Source organism: Paenisporosarcina indica, from assembly GCF_001939075.1.
GTDB lineage: Bacteria > Bacillota > Bacilli > Bacillales_A > Planococcaceae > Paenisporosarcina > Paenisporosarcina indica.
Genome location: NZ_MPTA01000001.1, coordinates 357571 through 373306 on the forward strand (window position 1 = coordinate 357571; position 15736 = coordinate 373306).

At 38.7% G+C, this 15736-nt stretch carries 16 protein-coding genes; all 16 read left to right on the forward strand.

Annotated features, from left to right (window positions below; translation table 11 throughout):
* Positions 1-48: 48 nt before the first annotated feature.
* The 16 genes from GY23_RS01670 to GY23_RS01745 all read left to right on the forward strand — a co-directional run bounded on the left by GY23_RS01670 (position 49) and on the right by GY23_RS01745 (position 15716).
* Entirely contained in the window at positions 49-1968 is a 1920-nt protein-coding gene (locus GY23_RS01670) for a penicillin-binding transpeptidase domain-containing protein (protein WP_075617470.1), read from the forward strand.
* 42 nt (positions 1969-2010) lie between these two features.
* A complete protein-coding gene (gene mraY / locus GY23_RS01675) occupies positions 2011-2982 on the forward strand; it encodes a phospho-N-acetylmuramoyl-pentapeptide-transferase (RefSeq protein WP_075617471.1) in 972 nt (323 codons plus the stop codon).
* On the forward strand, positions 2983-4335 hold the full coding sequence (gene murD / locus GY23_RS01680; RefSeq protein WP_075617472.1) for a UDP-N-acetylmuramoyl-L-alanine--D-glutamate ligase: 1353 nt from the start codon (positions 2983-2985) through the stop codon (positions 4333-4335).
* Positions 4336-4355: 20 nt separating this feature from the next.
* The gene (gene ftsW, locus GY23_RS01685; protein WP_075617473.1) at positions 4356-5438 is read left to right on the forward strand and encodes a putative lipid II flippase FtsW; all 1083 of its coding nucleotides are present in this window, start codon (positions 4356-4358) and stop codon (positions 5436-5438) included.
* Between the two features lie 24 nt (positions 5439-5462).
* Positions 5463-6254 (forward strand): cell division protein FtsQ/DivIB, encoded by a 792-nt coding sequence (locus tag GY23_RS01690; RefSeq protein WP_075617474.1) that lies wholly within the window; start codon positions 5463-5465, stop codon positions 6252-6254.
* Positions 6235-6951: a DUF881 domain-containing protein gene (locus GY23_RS01695; protein ID WP_075617475.1), complete on the forward strand. Its 717-nt coding sequence runs from the start codon at positions 6235-6237 to the stop codon at positions 6949-6951. Before GY23_RS01690 ends, GY23_RS01695 begins: the two co-directional genes overlap by 20 nt.
* Positions 6952-7082: 131 nt before the next feature.
* Positions 7083-7802, forward strand: a complete 720-nt coding sequence (locus GY23_RS01700) for a DUF881 domain-containing protein (protein WP_075617476.1) — start codon at positions 7083-7085, stop codon at positions 7800-7802.
* 3 nt (positions 7803-7805) lie between these two features.
* The gene (locus GY23_RS01705; RefSeq protein WP_075617477.1) at positions 7806-8162 is read left to right on the forward strand and encodes a small basic family protein; all 357 of its coding nucleotides are present in this window, start codon (positions 7806-7808) and stop codon (positions 8160-8162) included.
* A 111-nt stretch (positions 8163-8273) separates the two neighbouring features.
* Positions 8274-9563, forward strand: coding sequence for a cell division protein FtsA (gene ftsA / locus GY23_RS01710; RefSeq protein ID WP_075617478.1), 1290 nt, complete (start codon positions 8274-8276; stop codon positions 9561-9563).
* A 37-nt stretch (positions 9564-9600) separates the two neighbouring features.
* A complete protein-coding gene (gene ftsZ / locus GY23_RS01715; protein ID WP_075617479.1) occupies positions 9601-10779 on the forward strand; it encodes a cell division protein FtsZ in 1179 nt (392 codons plus the stop codon).
* A 214-nt stretch (positions 10780-10993) separates the two neighbouring features.
* Entirely contained in the window at positions 10994-11824 is an 831-nt protein-coding gene (locus GY23_RS01720; protein ID WP_075617480.1) for a sigma-E processing peptidase SpoIIGA, read from the forward strand.
* Positions 11825-11843: 19 nt separating this feature from the next.
* The gene (sigE, locus tag GY23_RS01725; RefSeq protein ID WP_075617481.1) at positions 11844-12551 is read left to right on the forward strand and encodes an RNA polymerase sporulation sigma factor SigE; all 708 of its coding nucleotides are present in this window, start codon (positions 11844-11846) and stop codon (positions 12549-12551) included.
* A 100-nt stretch (positions 12552-12651) separates the two neighbouring features.
* Positions 12652-13440, forward strand: coding sequence for an RNA polymerase sporulation sigma factor SigG (gene sigG, locus GY23_RS01730; RefSeq protein ID WP_075617482.1), 789 nt, complete (start codon positions 12652-12654; stop codon positions 13438-13440).
* Positions 13441-14245: 805 nt separating this feature from the next.
* Positions 14246-14494: a PRC-barrel domain-containing protein gene (locus tag GY23_RS01735; RefSeq protein ID WP_075617483.1), complete on the forward strand. Its 249-nt coding sequence runs from the start codon at positions 14246-14248 to the stop codon at positions 14492-14494.
* Positions 14495-14568: 74 nt separating this feature from the next.
* Complete coding sequence (locus GY23_RS01740) at positions 14569-15258, forward strand: YggS family pyridoxal phosphate-dependent enzyme (protein ID WP_075617484.1); 690 nt, start codon at positions 14569-14571, stop codon at positions 15256-15258.
* Positions 15255-15716, forward strand: a complete 462-nt coding sequence (locus GY23_RS01745; protein ID WP_075617485.1) for a cell division protein SepF — start codon at positions 15255-15257, stop codon at positions 15714-15716. Before GY23_RS01740 ends, GY23_RS01745 begins: the two co-directional genes overlap by 4 nt.
* The last annotated feature ends 20 nt before the right edge of the window (positions 15717-15736 follow it).

Here is a 15736-nt window from a genome sequence, read left to right on the forward strand (position 1 = left end):
GTGGCCACTTTCTAATCATACGCTGTTAAAAAACAAGGTGTGATTTAAATGAAAGCAGGAGTCCCTTTTAAGTTGAAAATCAGGGTAAGGACAATGATTCTTCTCTTTTTATGCTTAGGTGTAGCGTCATTAGGAAAACTTGTGTTCATGCAGTTTTTTCAATACGAATGGCTAACCCTGAAAGCAGAAGAGAATTGGGATCGAGAAATTCCTTTTTCACAAACGAGAGGCAATATCCGAGACCGCGACGGTGAGTTAATCGTAGGCAACAAATTGGCACCAACACTTTATTTTATGCCAGCTCAAAACAATGATGTTGAAAGCGCAGCTGCAACATTAAGCAAAGCTCTTAACATGGATGAAAAAAAACTGATAGAGCAAATGAGCAAAAAAACATTTCTTGTTAAATTGGCACCAGAAGGTAAAAATATTGAATTAGCTAAAGCAATTGAAATCCAGTCATTACAAATACCTGGCCTATATACAGGTGTCGATTATGTTCGTGACTATCCAAATGATGATCTTTTATCCCGATTCATTGGGTTTACAGGTTATGATCATGAAGGTTTGGCAGGAATCGAATATCAATACAATAAGTATTTAACATCAACAGAATCGACATTGCGTTTGTTTACTGATGCGAAAGGTAGCTCGCTTCCACATGTTAATGATGGATGGGAAGAAGGTTCAGATGGTGCTTCTGTAGAGTTGACCATTGATTTAAATGTTCAACAAATAGTTGAACGAGCATTGTCACAAGCCATGGAGAAATATGAAGCGGAACAAGCTATGGCCATTGCCATGAATCCCAAAACAGGTGCCATATTATCAATCGCCTCATTTCCGACTTTCCATCCATTGGAATATGACAAAGTGAGCCCGAGCGTTTATAATCAGAACTTGCCAGTCTCTATGACATTTGAGCCTGGGTCTACGTTTAAAATCATCACGCTTGCCGCTGCATTGGAAGAGGGGAAAGTAGATTTACAAAAAGACTCATTTTTTGACCCAGGCTATTCAATAGTGGAAGGTACTCGTCTTCGGTGTTGGCAAAGAAGGGGTCATGGTCAGCAAACGTTCTTGGAAGTAGTAGAAAACTCATGCAATCCTGGTTTTATTGAACTTGGTCAACGTGTAGGTCGTGATAAACTTGCATCGTACATACGAGATTTCGGATTTGGCAAAAAAACTGGCTCTTCAATTGCAGGCGAATCAACTGGTATTCTATTCTCAGAGGAATCATATGGACCTGTAGAGCATGCTACGACATCTTTTGGTCAAGGGATATCTGTTACACCAATTCAACAAGTCCAAGCGGTTTCAGCTGCTGTCAATGGAGGTAAATTGTTTCAACCCTATGTGGTAAATCGAATTTATAATGAGCAAACAAATGAAGTGATTATCGAAAATAAGCCAACTGAAGTGCGTCAAGTAATTTCCGAAGAGACATCAAAAACCGTTCGAGAAACACTCGAATCTGTAGTGGCAAATGGGTCAGGACGTAATGCTTTTCGTGATACAATGCGGATAGGTGGGAAAACAGGCACGGCTCAGAAGGCTGTGAACGGACGGTATGTGGATGGACAATATATATTATCATTTATTGGCTTTGCACCTGCTAACGACCCTGAAATCGTTGTTTATGTAGCGATTGATAGCCCGAAACATGTTGTGCAATTCGGTGGGGTTATCGCTGCTCCGATTGTTGGAGAAATTATTGAAGATAGCGCACCTTTTTTAGGATTGAAAACGGACACAGACCAAATTGAAAAAGAATATCGCTGGGGAGATCGCATTGAACGACGTGTACCTTCACTGGTAGGACTAGAGAAGAATGAAATTGTCATGATTGATGAGCCATTTAAAATCGAATGGCATGGGACAGGTACAAAAATTGTTTCACAAATTCCAAAAACAGACAGTTTATTGTCTGTAGATGGTACGATTCATCTATACTTAGGTGAATAATAGTAACAACGAATACAATCGTTTATTTGAAGGAGAATACATATGACACTCGCAACAACAATTATGATTGTAGGAATGGGCTTTATACTTACGGTCCTACTAACACCACTTTTCATCCCGGCTTTAAAGCGGTTGAAGTTTGGTCAGAGTATCCGAGAAGAGGGTCCACAATCTCATATGAAAAAAGCAGGGACACCAACAATGGGAGGACTCGTCTTTATTGTTGCCATCGTACTAACGACACTAGTGCTAGCCTTTTATTTAAAAGTCATGACAACTCACACGATTGTTTTGGTTTTAGTTCTTGTTGGATTTGGACTAATCGGCTTTCTTGACGACTTTATTAAAGTTGTTCTTAAACGGAATTTAGGTTTAACATCTCTACAAAAATTAATCGGCCAAATTATCATAGCCATTGCTGCCTTTTTCTTGATCAAACCGGGAAATTTCAGCACGGTAATTGAGATTCCTTTTACGGATTGGTCTCTAAATCTAGGAATCTGGTATGTTGCATTTTTGATTTTCTGGCTAGTCGGATTTTCCAATGCAGTAAATTTAACGGATGGTTTAGACGGACTTGTGTCAGGGACAGCTTCAATCGCATTTACAGCATTTGGAGTGATTGCACTCGTTTATGATCAAAAGGATATAGCCGTATTTGCATTTGCAGTAACGGGTGCACTTCTTGGGTTCTTAATCTTCAACGCAAATCCAGCGAAAGTATTTATGGGGGATACTGGTGCATTGGCACTTGGTGGTGTACTGGCCATGGTGTCAGTATTAGTGAAACATGAATTGTTGCTGGTCTTGATTGGAATTGTATTTGTAGCTGAGACTTTATCGGTCATTCTACAAGTCATTAGTTTCAAAACAAGAGGCAAGCGTATCTTTAAAATGAGTCCGATTCATCACCACTTTGAAGAGTCGGGTTGGTCGGAATGGAAAGTGGTTATTGTTTTTTGGTCAACCGCGTTTTTAGCAGCATTTATCGTAGTTTTGATGGAGGTGATGTAAATGAAGCACATAACAACATTTGAATCAAAAAAAGTACTAGTTTTAGGTCTTGCAAAGAGTGGGGTGGCAGCAGCTGAACTTCTGCATAGATTAGGTGCATTTGTCACGGTCAATGATGCAAAACCTTTTGAGGAAAGTCCGGATGCGCAAGGTTTGTTAAGTAAAGGAATTACAGTTATTTGTGGAAGACATCCCGACGACTTGCTAGATGAAGGATTTGAATATGTCATCAAGAACCCGGGGATTCCTTATCATAATCCCATTATTAAAGATGCGGGCACAAGAGGGATTCCGGTTTGGACTGAAATTGAGTTAGCTTATCTAATTAGTGAAGCCCCTTTTATAGGAATAACTGGTTCGAACGGGAAAACAACGACAACTACTCTGCTTTTCCATATGTTAAATCAAGGTGGTCAAAAACCATTGATTGCGGGGAATATTGGAACAGTTGCGTGCACAGTTGCTGAATCAGCGAAACCGGAACAAGTGATTGTAACTGAACTTTCTTCATTCCAATTAATGGGGATCAATTCATTCCGACCAACTATCTCAATTCTTACCAATTTGTATGAAGCCCATTTAGATTATCATGGATCGTTTGACGAATATGGAGAAGCGAAATTTGCTGTAACTAAAAATCAAACACCAGAAGATATCTTTATTTACAATATGGATCAACCTGCTATCGTAAAATATGCTAAAAGATCAAATGCCCAACTATTGCCATTTTCAACGAAAGGCCGTCAAGAAAATGGGATAAGTGCAGATGCTACGCATATCTACTGGTTTGGCGAACCCTATCTTGAAAGAAAAATGATTGCGTTACCTGGTGAGCATAATTTAGAAAACATCTTATGTGCACTAGCAGCTTCGATTCTATTGGAATGTCCAAAAGAAACCATTCAACATGTGTTAACGTCCTTTACTGGAGTAAAACACCGAACTCAATTTGTACGAGAGTGGAACCAACGTAAATTCTTCAATGATTCAAAAGCAACGAACACCCTTGCAACAAAGAGTGCTCTAGCTGCGTTTAAACAACCTATTATATTAATCGCTGGTGGATTAGACCGAGGGCATTCATTTGAAGAATTGAGAGAACATATGGGTCATGTGAAAGCGATTGTCTCTTTTGGAGAAACAAGTAATCGTCTATCTGACTTCGGTGCATCTTGCGGAGTAAATAAACTCGAAAAAGTGGAGAATATTCAGCAAGCTGTTAAAGTAGCAACCTCTTTATCGGAACCACATGATGTAATTCTCCTTTCACCAGCTTGTGCGAGCTGGGATCAATACGCAAACTTCGAATTGCGAGGAGACGACTTTATTGAAGCGGTTTTTCAAATTAAATAACCTAATCATCATATGAAGGGATGCCAAAACTGTCGAAAAAACCTACTCACGTTTTTTTGTTAACTAGTTTACTAATAACCGTTATTGGATACTTTTTTGTTTATTCTGCTGGATCGTACTGGGGTAAAGTTCATTATGAAGAAAGTCTTCCTTTCTTCTGGAAACAAGCATTGTATGGAACTATAGGAATGTTCTGCGCCTGGATTATTATGAAATTTCCTTTTATCCATTTTCGGAAGTTTTGGTTTGGGGCTTACATCTTTTCCATTTTATTATTATTTGCTGTTTACATACCTGGTCTTGGTGTTGTTCGAAATGGTTCCCAAAGCTGGATTCAACTTGCAGGATTTAGTTTACAACCTGCCGAATTCGTGAAAATATCTGTAATGGGATATTTAGCATGCATATTAGCAAATTTGCAAAATCATAAGTTGAAGTCTTTCCTAGGTCCGATAATGGTTTGTTTAGTTCCAGCGGGGATTATTATGGTCCAACCGGATTTCGGCTCGGCATTCCTATTAATCATTGGTGCATTTTCACTGTTGTTCATTGCAGGATTACCCATTCGATTTTTCATTAGCATTGGGGTACTCGGAATGGCAGGTCTCATTGGGTTAATCATTTCCGCTCCATATCGGTTAAAACGGATTTCCGCTTTTTTAGATCCTTGGTCCGATCCATTGAACAGCGGGTTTCAAGGAATTCAATCATTATTGGCTATTGGACCGGCTGGATTGTTTGGGCATGGTTTCGGTCAAAGTAGACAAAAGTTTTTGTACTTACCAGAGCCCCAAAACGATTTCATTTTTTCCATAATCGTAGAAGAAATGGGCTTTATAGGTGCATTCGTTTTAATTAGTTTGTTTATCCTGTTTTTATATACAGGCTACCGATTGGCAGTTTCGGCTCCAACAAAAGTTGGGTTTTTCGCAATCGCAGGTCTCCAGTCAATGATAGGGTTCCAAATCTTTTTAAATATCGGGGTAGTGATCGGTCTGTTTCCTGTGACAGGTGTTACTTTGCCATTTATCAGTTACGGTGGCTCTTCACTCCTGTCGACATGGCTGATTGTAGGGCTCATTCTTCGTTTTTCGAAAGACTAATAGAGTTAGAAAGGAGTGAATAACGTGGATAAAATCATTGACATTGAAGATCGAATACCAACATTAAGGGAACGCCGTAAAAAAAGAACCAATCGCAAATTCACGTTATTGCTCGTTATTTTCCTGCTAACACTAATCGGTCTCCTCTATTTTCAATCTCCATATAGTCACGTGCAAAAAATTGTCGTTAAGGGAGCTGACTTATCATCAAATCAAGAGTATATCGATTTAAGTGGGTTGATGAAAGGTCAATCCATGTGGGAAGTCAGGACAAGCAATGCCGAAAAACTTTTGCAGAAAAAAACATGGATTCAAGATGTCTCAGTAAAGCGAAGTGGTTTAACAACTATCACAATTAATGTGAAAGAATGGAAAAGAGCTGCTTACGTAGAGTCTGAAACAGGCTACGATGTATTGCTTGCAAATGGGGAAGTCTATCAATCTAAAAAAGAGGTTTTCCCGATAGATGCCCCTTTATTAAGTAATTTTGATAATGAAAAAACAATAAATCGCATGCTCAAACAATTGACAAAATTAAATGAGGAAGTTTTGTCATTGATTTCTCAAATTGAGTCTGATCCATCTGAAGCAGATCCATATCGAATTCGCTTGTTTTTGAATGATGGCAATGAAGTTAGAGCTGTTATTCCATCTCTTGCAGAAAAAATGAACTATTATCCCTCGATCATCGCTCAAATTGGGGAGTCACAAAAAGGCGTGATCGATATCGAAGTCGGTTCATTCTTTCAAACTTATTTAGATTTGTACAACCCTCAACCTAAGGAGGCGGAGGAAGTTGAAGAAATTCCAGAATAAACCGAGCCGTTCGATTTTGAATAAGCGCATCATTTTCTCAATCGTGTGTTTAGTCCTAGGGTTTATGTTAGCGTATTCCTATAGTTTATCGAGTAGTAAGAAGTTAAATGGAGAACCTGTTAGTAGTACGTACTTTGAACAAGAAGAACGCTATCGAGAAGACTTGGTTCAACAAAAAGAACGCAATAAAGAATTGGCTGAGGAATTAGAAGCGAGACAACTACAAGTTAGAGAAATTGAAAAGTCTCTTTCAGGCAGCGAAGAAAAATATGAAGGACTGATTAATGAAGCAGAAGATTTACGCTTACTAATTGGTCTACTACCTGCTACAGGTGAAGGCGTATCAGTGGAACTTGAAGATGCCGAATACAATCCTGAATCAGTCAATCCAAATGATTATATTGTCCATGAAAGTCATGTCTTTCAAGTATTAAATGAATTGAAAATATCTGGAGCGGAAGCACTTTCGATAAATGGGCAAAGACTTCATGCGAATTCTTATATTAAATGTAATGGTCCAGTTATTACGATTGATGGACAACCCTTCCCAGCACCTTTTATTATTGAAGCTGTAGGAGATCCTTCAGTTTTAGTGCCATCACTACAACTATCCGGTGGTGTACTGGATCAACTTCTCAACGATAATATAGTCGTGACGATTGAAGAAAAATCAAAAATAAAAATGCCAGCACTGTAAGTTCGAAGGCTAAGAACGCGAAATCGTTTCGCAACGCCTTCATGACCCACATCCTGTGGTCCCAAGCGGAAAGTGCCACTCAAGCTTTATGATCACCCTTGTTTAATTTCGCAATAGAAAGGAGCGGTTCGATGAAACAAGGTGTTTATGTCCGCTTCACAGCTATTTTATTGATTGTAGGCTTTATGATTGCTGTTCAGTACAATACAGTCCAAAAACCCGAATCACGTGATACACGAGATATTTGGGCAATTAGACAAGACCTATCAACAGAAAAACAATTGCACTCCGAGCTGCTCTCAGACATTCGAGACATTAATGAAACCATAACGAAATATGAGAACTTGCAGTCCGATAGTCCAGTACAAGCGTTAAACGATACGTTGTCATCCTTAAGAAAAAAAGCGGGATTAACAGAAGTAACTGGTCCCGGATTAGAACTAATCGTTGAACCATCATTAGAGGCAATAGCACTTGGCCAAAATGTCACTTCGATTTCACCAGATCTACTTGTACGTTTATTAAATGAAATAAATCGGTTTAATGGGCAACATGTTTCTATTGACGGTAAACGGATTATCAATTCATCGCCCATACGCGATATAAATGGTCAAACCACCGTTAACAGTTTAATTATCCAAACGCCACCATTTGATATTCGAATCGGAACGGATACACAGGAAGCTGCTGAAAAGCTATACAACCACTTAAAATCTTCAAATATTACAGATGATTTTTATATTGACAATTTAACATTGAAAATTGGCGAACCGAAAAATGAAGTGACCGTCCCGGGATTTGATCAGCCTATTAATACTAAATATCTAAAAAATACATCGAAAGGGGACTAATTTATGTGGCTACCATTGCTTGGATTGATTTTGGGGATTTCGCTTGGGCTGCTGACCGATATTCAGATCCCTTCGGTGTATGAAAACTATTTATCCATCGCGGTATTAGCGGCTCTTGATACATTGTTCGGTGGCATTCGTGCACAGTTACAACATGTATATGACGACAAAGTATTTGTAAGTGGATTTTTCTTTAACATTGCTTTGGCCGCAGGACTTGCTTTTTTAGGGGTACACTTAGGTGTGGACTTGTATCTAGCTGCAATTTTTGCCTTTGGAGTGCGTCTATTCCAAAATATTGCAGTGATTCGACGCATCATCCTGACAAAGTGGTCGGAAAGAAAAGGGACTATTGACTAAAAAACAGTCGAATAGAAGGAAAATTTACAACTTTTAATGATAATGCTTAGACAAGCTTGATAGAATGCAATAGAATGATGAGTAAAGAGTTGTTGAAGGAGGTGCCACGGATTGAATCAAACTGAATTATATGTTTCTCTTGATATCGGGTCTTCATCAATAAAGGTCCTGATTGGAGAAATGACAGAGGGTTCCTTAAATGTAATTGGTGTTGGGAATGTAAAGTCAAATGGTATTCGAAAAGGTGCCATTGTCGATATTGATGCAACTGTACAGTCCATTAAAAAGGCCATTGACCAAGCTGAACGAATGATTGGGATGTCCATAAACGAAGTAGTATTAGGAATTCCTGCTAACCAGAGCATGTTGCAACAGGTAAAAGGCGTGGTAGCAGTTAACAGTGAAAATCGTGAAATTACTGATGATGATTTAGATCGAGTAATGGAATCGGCACAGGTGATGTCCATTCCACCAGAAAGAGAATTAGTCAATTTGGTGCCAAAGCAATTTATTGTGGATCATTTAGATGAAATTAAAGATCCTCGTGGAATGATTGGTATTCGATTGGAAATGGATGGTACGATGTTGACGACATCCAAAACGATCTTACACAATGTGTTACGGTGTGTAGAACGTGCGGGTCTTCAAATTCGTGAAATTTATTTACAACCATTGGCCGCAGGACACTTTGCCTTATCGGAAGATGAAAAAAATCATGGCACCGCTTTTATTGATATAGGCGGGGGATCAACAACAATTGCTGTGTTCCAAGACGGACATTTAACACATACATCCGTTTTACCTGTTGGTGGAGATCATTTGACAAAAGATTTATCGATTGTCTTAAAAACTCCAACTGAGCAAGCGGAAAAAATCAAACAACAATATGGACATGCCTTTTACGATGATGCATCTGACGATGAATTGTTTGAAGTACCTGTAATTGGTGCGGAAATGAAAGAACAGTATAGTCAGAGATACATATCAGAAATTATTGGCGTTCGTTTAGAAGAGTTATTTGAATTAGTGTTAGAAGAGTTTTACCGCATGGGCATACAAGATTTACCAGGTGGTGTCGTAATTACTGGCGGTGTAGCAAAACTAGAAGGACTTACGCAATTAGCACGTCATATTTTGCAAACTAGAGTTAGACTTTATACACCTGAGTACATTGGCGTAAGAGAACCTGGATACGCGACAGCGGTAGGATTAATACGTTACGCTCATATGGAAGATCAATTCTTTAACCGATTTGGTGTAAGCAATGCTCTAGGGCAGTCGAAAAGACCAGAACATAGTGCACCAGCTCCCAAAAAGCAAAAACAAGTGAAAGAAAGTTATGAAGACAAAGAAAGTGTTATGGGGAAAGCGCGCAAGTTCCTCGATAAATTTTTCGAATAAAAACCATAGACTATTTGTAATAGAAGGAGGAAATGCGATGTTGGAGTTTGATACAAATGTAGACCAACTTGCCGTCATTAAAGTAATTGGTGTCGGTGGCGGTGGTAACAACGCTGTAAACCGTATGATTGAACACGGCGTACAAGGTGTGGAATTTATTGCAGTGAATACAGATGCACAAGCATTGAATCTATCAAGAGCAGAAGTGAGATTACAAATTGGTGCAAAATTAACTCGTGGACTTGGAGCTGGCGCAAATCCTGAAGTTGGTAAAAAAGCAGCTGAAGAGAGCAAAGAACAAATCGAGGAAGCATTGCGCGGAGCTGATATGGTATTTGTAACTGCAGGTATGGGTGGAGGTACTGGAACTGGTGCTGCCCCTGTAGTCGCTCAAATTGCTCGTGAAATTGGAGCATTGACAGTAGGTGTTGTCACTCGTCCATTCACTTTTGAAGGTAGAAAACGCTCGACTCAAGCCATCGGTGGAATTGGTGCGATGAAAGAAGCAGTTGATACACTAATTGTTATTCCGAACGATAAATTACTTGAAATCGTGGACAAAAATACCCCGATGCTAGAAGCGTTCCGTGAAGCGGATAATGTACTTCGTCAAGGTGTTCAAGGTATTTCTGATTTAATTGCCGTTCCGGGATTAATTAACTTGGACTTTGCTGACGTTAAAACAATCATTTCAAACAAAGGTTCTGCTCTTATGGGCATCGGGATTTCGACTGGTGAAAACCGTGCTGCAGAAGCCGCGAAAAAAGCCATCTCTAGTCCACTCTTAGAAACGTCAATTGACGGAGCAAAAGGTGTCTTGATGAATATCACCGGCGGATCAAACTTAAGCTTATTTGAAGTTCAGGAAGCTGCTGATATTGTTGCCTCTGCTTCAGATGAAGATGTAAACATGATTTTCGGTTCTGTCATTAACGATAATTTAAAAGATGAAATTATCGTGACAGTCATTGCAACTGGTTTCAATGAAGAGCCGATTACATTACGACCTAATCGCAATGCTGGTTTTGGGGCTGCACGTTCTCAACAATCAGCGGTTCAGACTCAAGCACCAACAGCGGCACCAACGCGTGAAACTAGACGTGAAGAAGCACCTTCATATCAACAACAAGAGCCTTCTAGAAGAGAGACGCAAACTTCACATCAAGAAGATACGTTAGACATTCCGACATTCTTACGTAATCGTCAGAAGAGATAATTACGTCAGAATAAGTTAGTCATGTCAGCCCCGACTAACTACAGCGGTATGCAGAGTAAGTGCATGCGGAAGATAATAAGTAGAAAGCCCATTACATGGAGCCAACGTGGCCCATGTAATGGGCTTTTTTTGTCGTAGATTTTTTTACGAGAGGAACAAGAATTGACAGGTTTTGCAAATGACAAGTGATAACTTATTAATAAGAGGTGAGAAAATGTATGCTGAAGTTTTGATTGCGATAAATACACTCGTCAATTTTTCCTTGCTTTCTTTTTCAAATAAAATGGGATCATTTCATCAAAAAGCTTGGCGTTTGTGGGGGAGTGCCTTTATTGGTGGGGTGAGCATCGTACTATTCGGTGGTAGTTTCATTTCCCTAGTATTTACTTTCATCTGTATGACGACATTAGCCTTTGGGTTCAATCGATCCAATTGGATACTTGCAGCAACGAATACGCTGATTGGTGCTTTATTTGCCGGTGGTTTATTAACGGTTATTCAACCACTATTAGCAAAAGCTAGTTGGTATGTTGTCTTGATCATTGCTGGTACTGTATTAGCAATTAGTTTAGGCGGAATTCAGAAAAATTGGTTTCGTGTTAATTTAACGGCACTAAAAGACTCCTATATGGGACAAGTTACCATCCGTTTGTTTCAACAAGAATTTCAACTCACCTCGTATTCTGACACAGGTAATCTTTGCATTGAACCATTATCAGGCAATCCAGTTCACTTTATTTCCGCAGAAAAAATGAAATCATATATTCCTTTAGAATTGTGGCAGTACCTATATTCTTTTGAAGGTACTTCGACTGAATCACTGAAAGATATTCCATTACCTTTCCAATCACAAGTACGTCTAATCAGACTACAAACAGTGCAGAATCAGTCCACATGGGCAATCGGAATAAAAGTGGATCATATTCGATTGAAGACAACCTCAGAACACTCGTTAGGACCATGCTATATCGTACTTACAAAAAACAGTAAACATTTTCCACGTCAAACAGATGTAATTTTGCACGCTTCAACATTATTTAACTAAACCAGGGAGGATGAATGCTATGTTAATCAGAATTTGGAATCGACTTGTTAGACTTTGGAGTCAATGGCGCAGTAAAGGAACATACTATATTGGCGGAAGTGAATCCTTGCCACACCCAATGAATCGTGAAGAAGAAGCAAAAACGATTGAAGCGTTTATGAATGGAAATTTGACGGCTCGCGATACATTAATTGAGCGTAACTTGAGGTTAGTTGTCTACATTGCTAGACGATTTGAAAATACCGGTACACATATAGAAGATTTAATTAGCATTGGGTCTATTGGATTGATTAAAGCGATCGAAACGTTCAACACTGAGAAAAAAATCAAACTGGCTACGTATGCTTCACGCTGTATTGAAAATGAAATATTAATGCATCTTCGTAAGACTAGTCGCCTAAAATCTGAAGTTTCTTTTGACGAACCATTAAATTCTGATGCGGATGGCAATGAACTTTTACTTTCTGATATTTTAGGAACAGATGAACATATTATTGCAGAAGATGTAGAGAAAAAAATAGAACGTCAATTTATGTTTTCGGCAATCGACTTATTAGAGAAACGAGAAAAATACATTATGGAGTGTCGATTCGGTTTAAATGGTCAAGAAGAGATGACACAAAAAGAAGTCGCCGATATGCTTGGTATATCACAATCCTATATTTCTCGTTTAGAAAAGAAAATTATTCATGACTTACGGGAAGAGTTAAATCAACCAACAGCTTGATGGAATGGATGAATTTGGAGAAGTAGAAGCACGCATATAATCCCTCGTGGCGGACACACTGATATGTATCACAGTGTTGAACAGTTCGGAGGGAAAAGCGATGGTACGTACAAAAGTCGAATTATGCGGTGTAGATACGTCAAAGCTACCAGTATTATCAAACGAAGTGATGACACAAACCTTTATACGTCTACAAAGTGGAGATGAATTTGCTAAAGATGAGTTAGTAATGGGAAATTTACGATTGGTACTTAGTTTAGTCCAACGTTTTGCATACCGTGGGGAACAAGCAGATGATCTATTTCAAGTAGGTTGTATAGGATTAATTAAATCAATTGAAAACTTTGATTTAAAACACAATGTACGTTTTTCAACGTATGCAGTGCCGATGATCATTGGGGAAATCAGAAGGCATTTGCGTGATCATCATCCAGTTCGTGTATCAAGATCATTACGCGATATTGCTTATAAATCGATGAAAGCTAAAGAACAATATATTACAGATCATTTACATGAACCTACTTTACAACAGTTATCGGAAATAACGGAGATTCCCCATGAAGATATCCTATTTGCTTTGGATGCGATACAAGAACCTATATCGTTGCATGAGCCCATTTATCATGATGGCGGGGATCCGGTATTCATGCTTGACCAATTGCGGGATGAGCAAGTCTCGGAAGAGTCATGGTCGACGTATGTGTTTATGAAGGAAAGTATAAGCAAACTAGATTTACGAGAACAAAAAATCTTAGCGAAACGTTATTACTATGGAGAGACGCAAACTGAGATTGCAAAAGAATTAGGTATATCACAAGCACAAATATCAAGACTTGAGAAACATGCGATTCGTGTAATTAAAGAACAGTATAATCTAGACGGTAAGTAATAACAAAAGAGCATTTATTCCATTTCGGAATAAATGCTCTTTTTGAATATAAAAAGTATAGAATTTGGGACTACCACAAAACGAGCGTTGACTGGAACAAGTATTCCCTATAATACCGCTTCAGCACTTTGAGGATCTCCCGCGATAAGCCAGGCAGAAGATCACTGCCAGTCTTCTCGCTCCGGCTAGCACTTGAAAGGCGCCTATGCTGGTACTGCATAGTCAAATTGATTCCATCTCATTTCTTACAGCATATACAGATAACTAAAGAGCCTTTCCGGATTTTTATCGAGGAAAGGCTCGCTTGTTTAGATTGAAAGTACTTTTTCAGTGGCCTACTTCGTTTTGATGGGGATTTATATGGAGTAAATTGGGTGAATGGGTAGAAATCAAAATGAAGAAAATAAAATAAATAGCCACGCTTCTTAAACAGTAGCGTAGCGGAAAACAAAACGAAGGCGCGTACGCTGATTCTGCATGGGTAATTGATTTCATCTAATTCAGTTGTTTTGTACCTTCAAACACCAAAATAGAAACACAGTACGGTCACCAAAATAAAGAAAGTAGTGGAAGGTCAAAATTTCATCTTTGACCGATTGATCGATAAAGGAAGGGAACTATTCTCAAGTTGACCAATTCAAATTCACTGTTCGCATTGAGGCAACAAGGCATCCATAGCGACCTGTGAACTTGAATGTGTCAGTAATCATTCTCAGTTTTCAATCACATTAAAAGACCTTGCGTCATTTTGTCAGGTTTTTCTTACATACCTAAACATAAACTGTATGAAAAGGGGGAATGACAGTTGAAATTTACGGAAATCCAACAAAAAGAATTTATTGAAGCAAGCGATGGAAGGATGTTAGGATATGTCAACGATGCAGAAATATCGAAAGAACATGGAAAGATTGAATCTTTTTTTTTAGCTGAACCGAAAAAAATGCTAGAATTATTTTCAGGAAACCGACCTACAATTGTAATCCGATTAGCAGATATCAAAGTTATCGGTAAGGACGTAGTTATTGTACAGTCCAGTGTTACAGAACAGGGATAAACATTGAATTATCAACGTTTTGTTGATACAATATAATGACAACATCAATACTTTTAAGTAAGGAACTCATGATTATGCAAATTGAACTTAAACTTCAACAAATACAACAAAAAATTACCCAAGCATGTGAGCTAGTAAATCGGTCAATGTCTGATGTCCATATCGTGGCAGTAACAAAATCTGTATCAATCGAGCGAACACTAGAAACCTTACAAGTAGGGTTAACTCATCTTGGTGAAAACCGTCCGGAAGGTTTGCTCAGTAAACAGGAAATGATAAAAACACCGGCAGTATGGCATTACATTGGTTCCTTACAAACTAGAAAAGTGAAACAAGTTATTAACCATATACATGTATTACATTCACTTGATCGTCTTAGCCTGGCTGATGAAATACAAAAAAGAGCAGATAAGCAGATTGATTGTTTTGTACAAGCAAATGTTTCCGGTGAAGAATCAAAACAAGGAATTGGACTTGAAGATGTCGAATCATTCATTGAATCCATTAAAGATCATAATCGGATTCGTATTATCGGGCTCATGACAATGGCTCCAAATACTACTGATGAACATGTCATCCGCAATGTCTTTAAGTCTCTGAAAGCCATGCAACTGAAAATAGCTGAAAAACAATACGCACACGCTCCTTGCACAGAACTGTCTATGGGGATGTCAAATGACTACGAAATTGCGATTGAAGAAGGCGCTACATATGTTCGAATTGGCACAGCACTAGTCGGAGAAGAAAGTGAGGATCTCACATGAGCATGAAAAATAAATTCAAAAACTTTTTTTACTTAGAAGAGGAAGAAGAGACACCCAAAACAAATGAACGCAGAAATGAATCGCAACCTACGCCTCAGCCGACTGTTCGAAAAACTGCAAAAGAAAGAAGAGTCGTACAGAACGATACAAGTGCAACTTCCAATATTATCAGCCTACAAAATTTGCAAAAATCTTCAAAAGTAATATTAGTTGAACCTCGTGTATATGCAGAAGCACAGGATATTTCGGAGCATTTAAAAAACAAGCGTTCAGTCGTAGTAAATTTACAACGGATTGATAAAGATCAAGGAATTCGCATAGTAGATTTTTTGAGTGGAACCGTGTATGCTCTAGGTGGGGATATACAACGTATCGGCACCGATATTTTCCTTTGTGCACCGGATACGGTAGAAGTGGCAGGAGCCATTTCTGATTATTTTTACGATGACTTACAATAATTGAGGTGTAATTAGTTCAT

Coding starts and splice junctions, on each gene's coding strand:
- GY23_RS01720 (WP_075617480.1), top strand. CDS start 10,994: ATGTATGCTGAAGTTTTGATTGCGATAAATACACTCGTCAATTTTTCC.
- mraY (WP_075617471.1), top strand. CDS start 2,011: ATGACACTCGCAACAACAATTATGATTGTAGGAATGGGCTTTATACTT.
- sigG (WP_075617482.1), top strand. CDS start 12,652: ATGGTACGTACAAAAGTCGAATTATGCGGTGTAGATACGTCAAAGCTA.
- GY23_RS01700 (WP_075617476.1), top strand. CDS start 7,083: ATGAAACAAGGTGTTTATGTCCGCTTCACAGCTATTTTATTGATTGTA.
- ftsW (WP_075617473.1), top strand. CDS start 4,356: ATGCCAAAACTGTCGAAAAAACCTACTCACGTTTTTTTGTTAACTAGT.
- GY23_RS01705 (WP_075617477.1), top strand. CDS start 7,806: ATGTGGCTACCATTGCTTGGATTGATTTTGGGGATTTCGCTTGGGCTG.
- GY23_RS01745 (WP_075617485.1), top strand. CDS start 15,255: ATGAGCATGAAAAATAAATTCAAAAACTTTTTTTACTTAGAAGAGGAA.
- GY23_RS01740 (WP_075617484.1), top strand. CDS start 14,569: ATGCAAATTGAACTTAAACTTCAACAAATACAACAAAAAATTACCCAA.
- ftsZ (WP_075617479.1), top strand. CDS start 9,601: ATGTTGGAGTTTGATACAAATGTAGACCAACTTGCCGTCATTAAAGTA.
- murD (WP_075617472.1), top strand. CDS start 2,983: ATGAAGCACATAACAACATTTGAATCAAAAAAAGTACTAGTTTTAGGT.
- GY23_RS01670 (WP_075617470.1), top strand. CDS start 49: ATGAAAGCAGGAGTCCCTTTTAAGTTGAAAATCAGGGTAAGGACAATG.
- sigE (WP_075617481.1), top strand. CDS start 11,844: ATGTTAATCAGAATTTGGAATCGACTTGTTAGACTTTGGAGTCAATGG.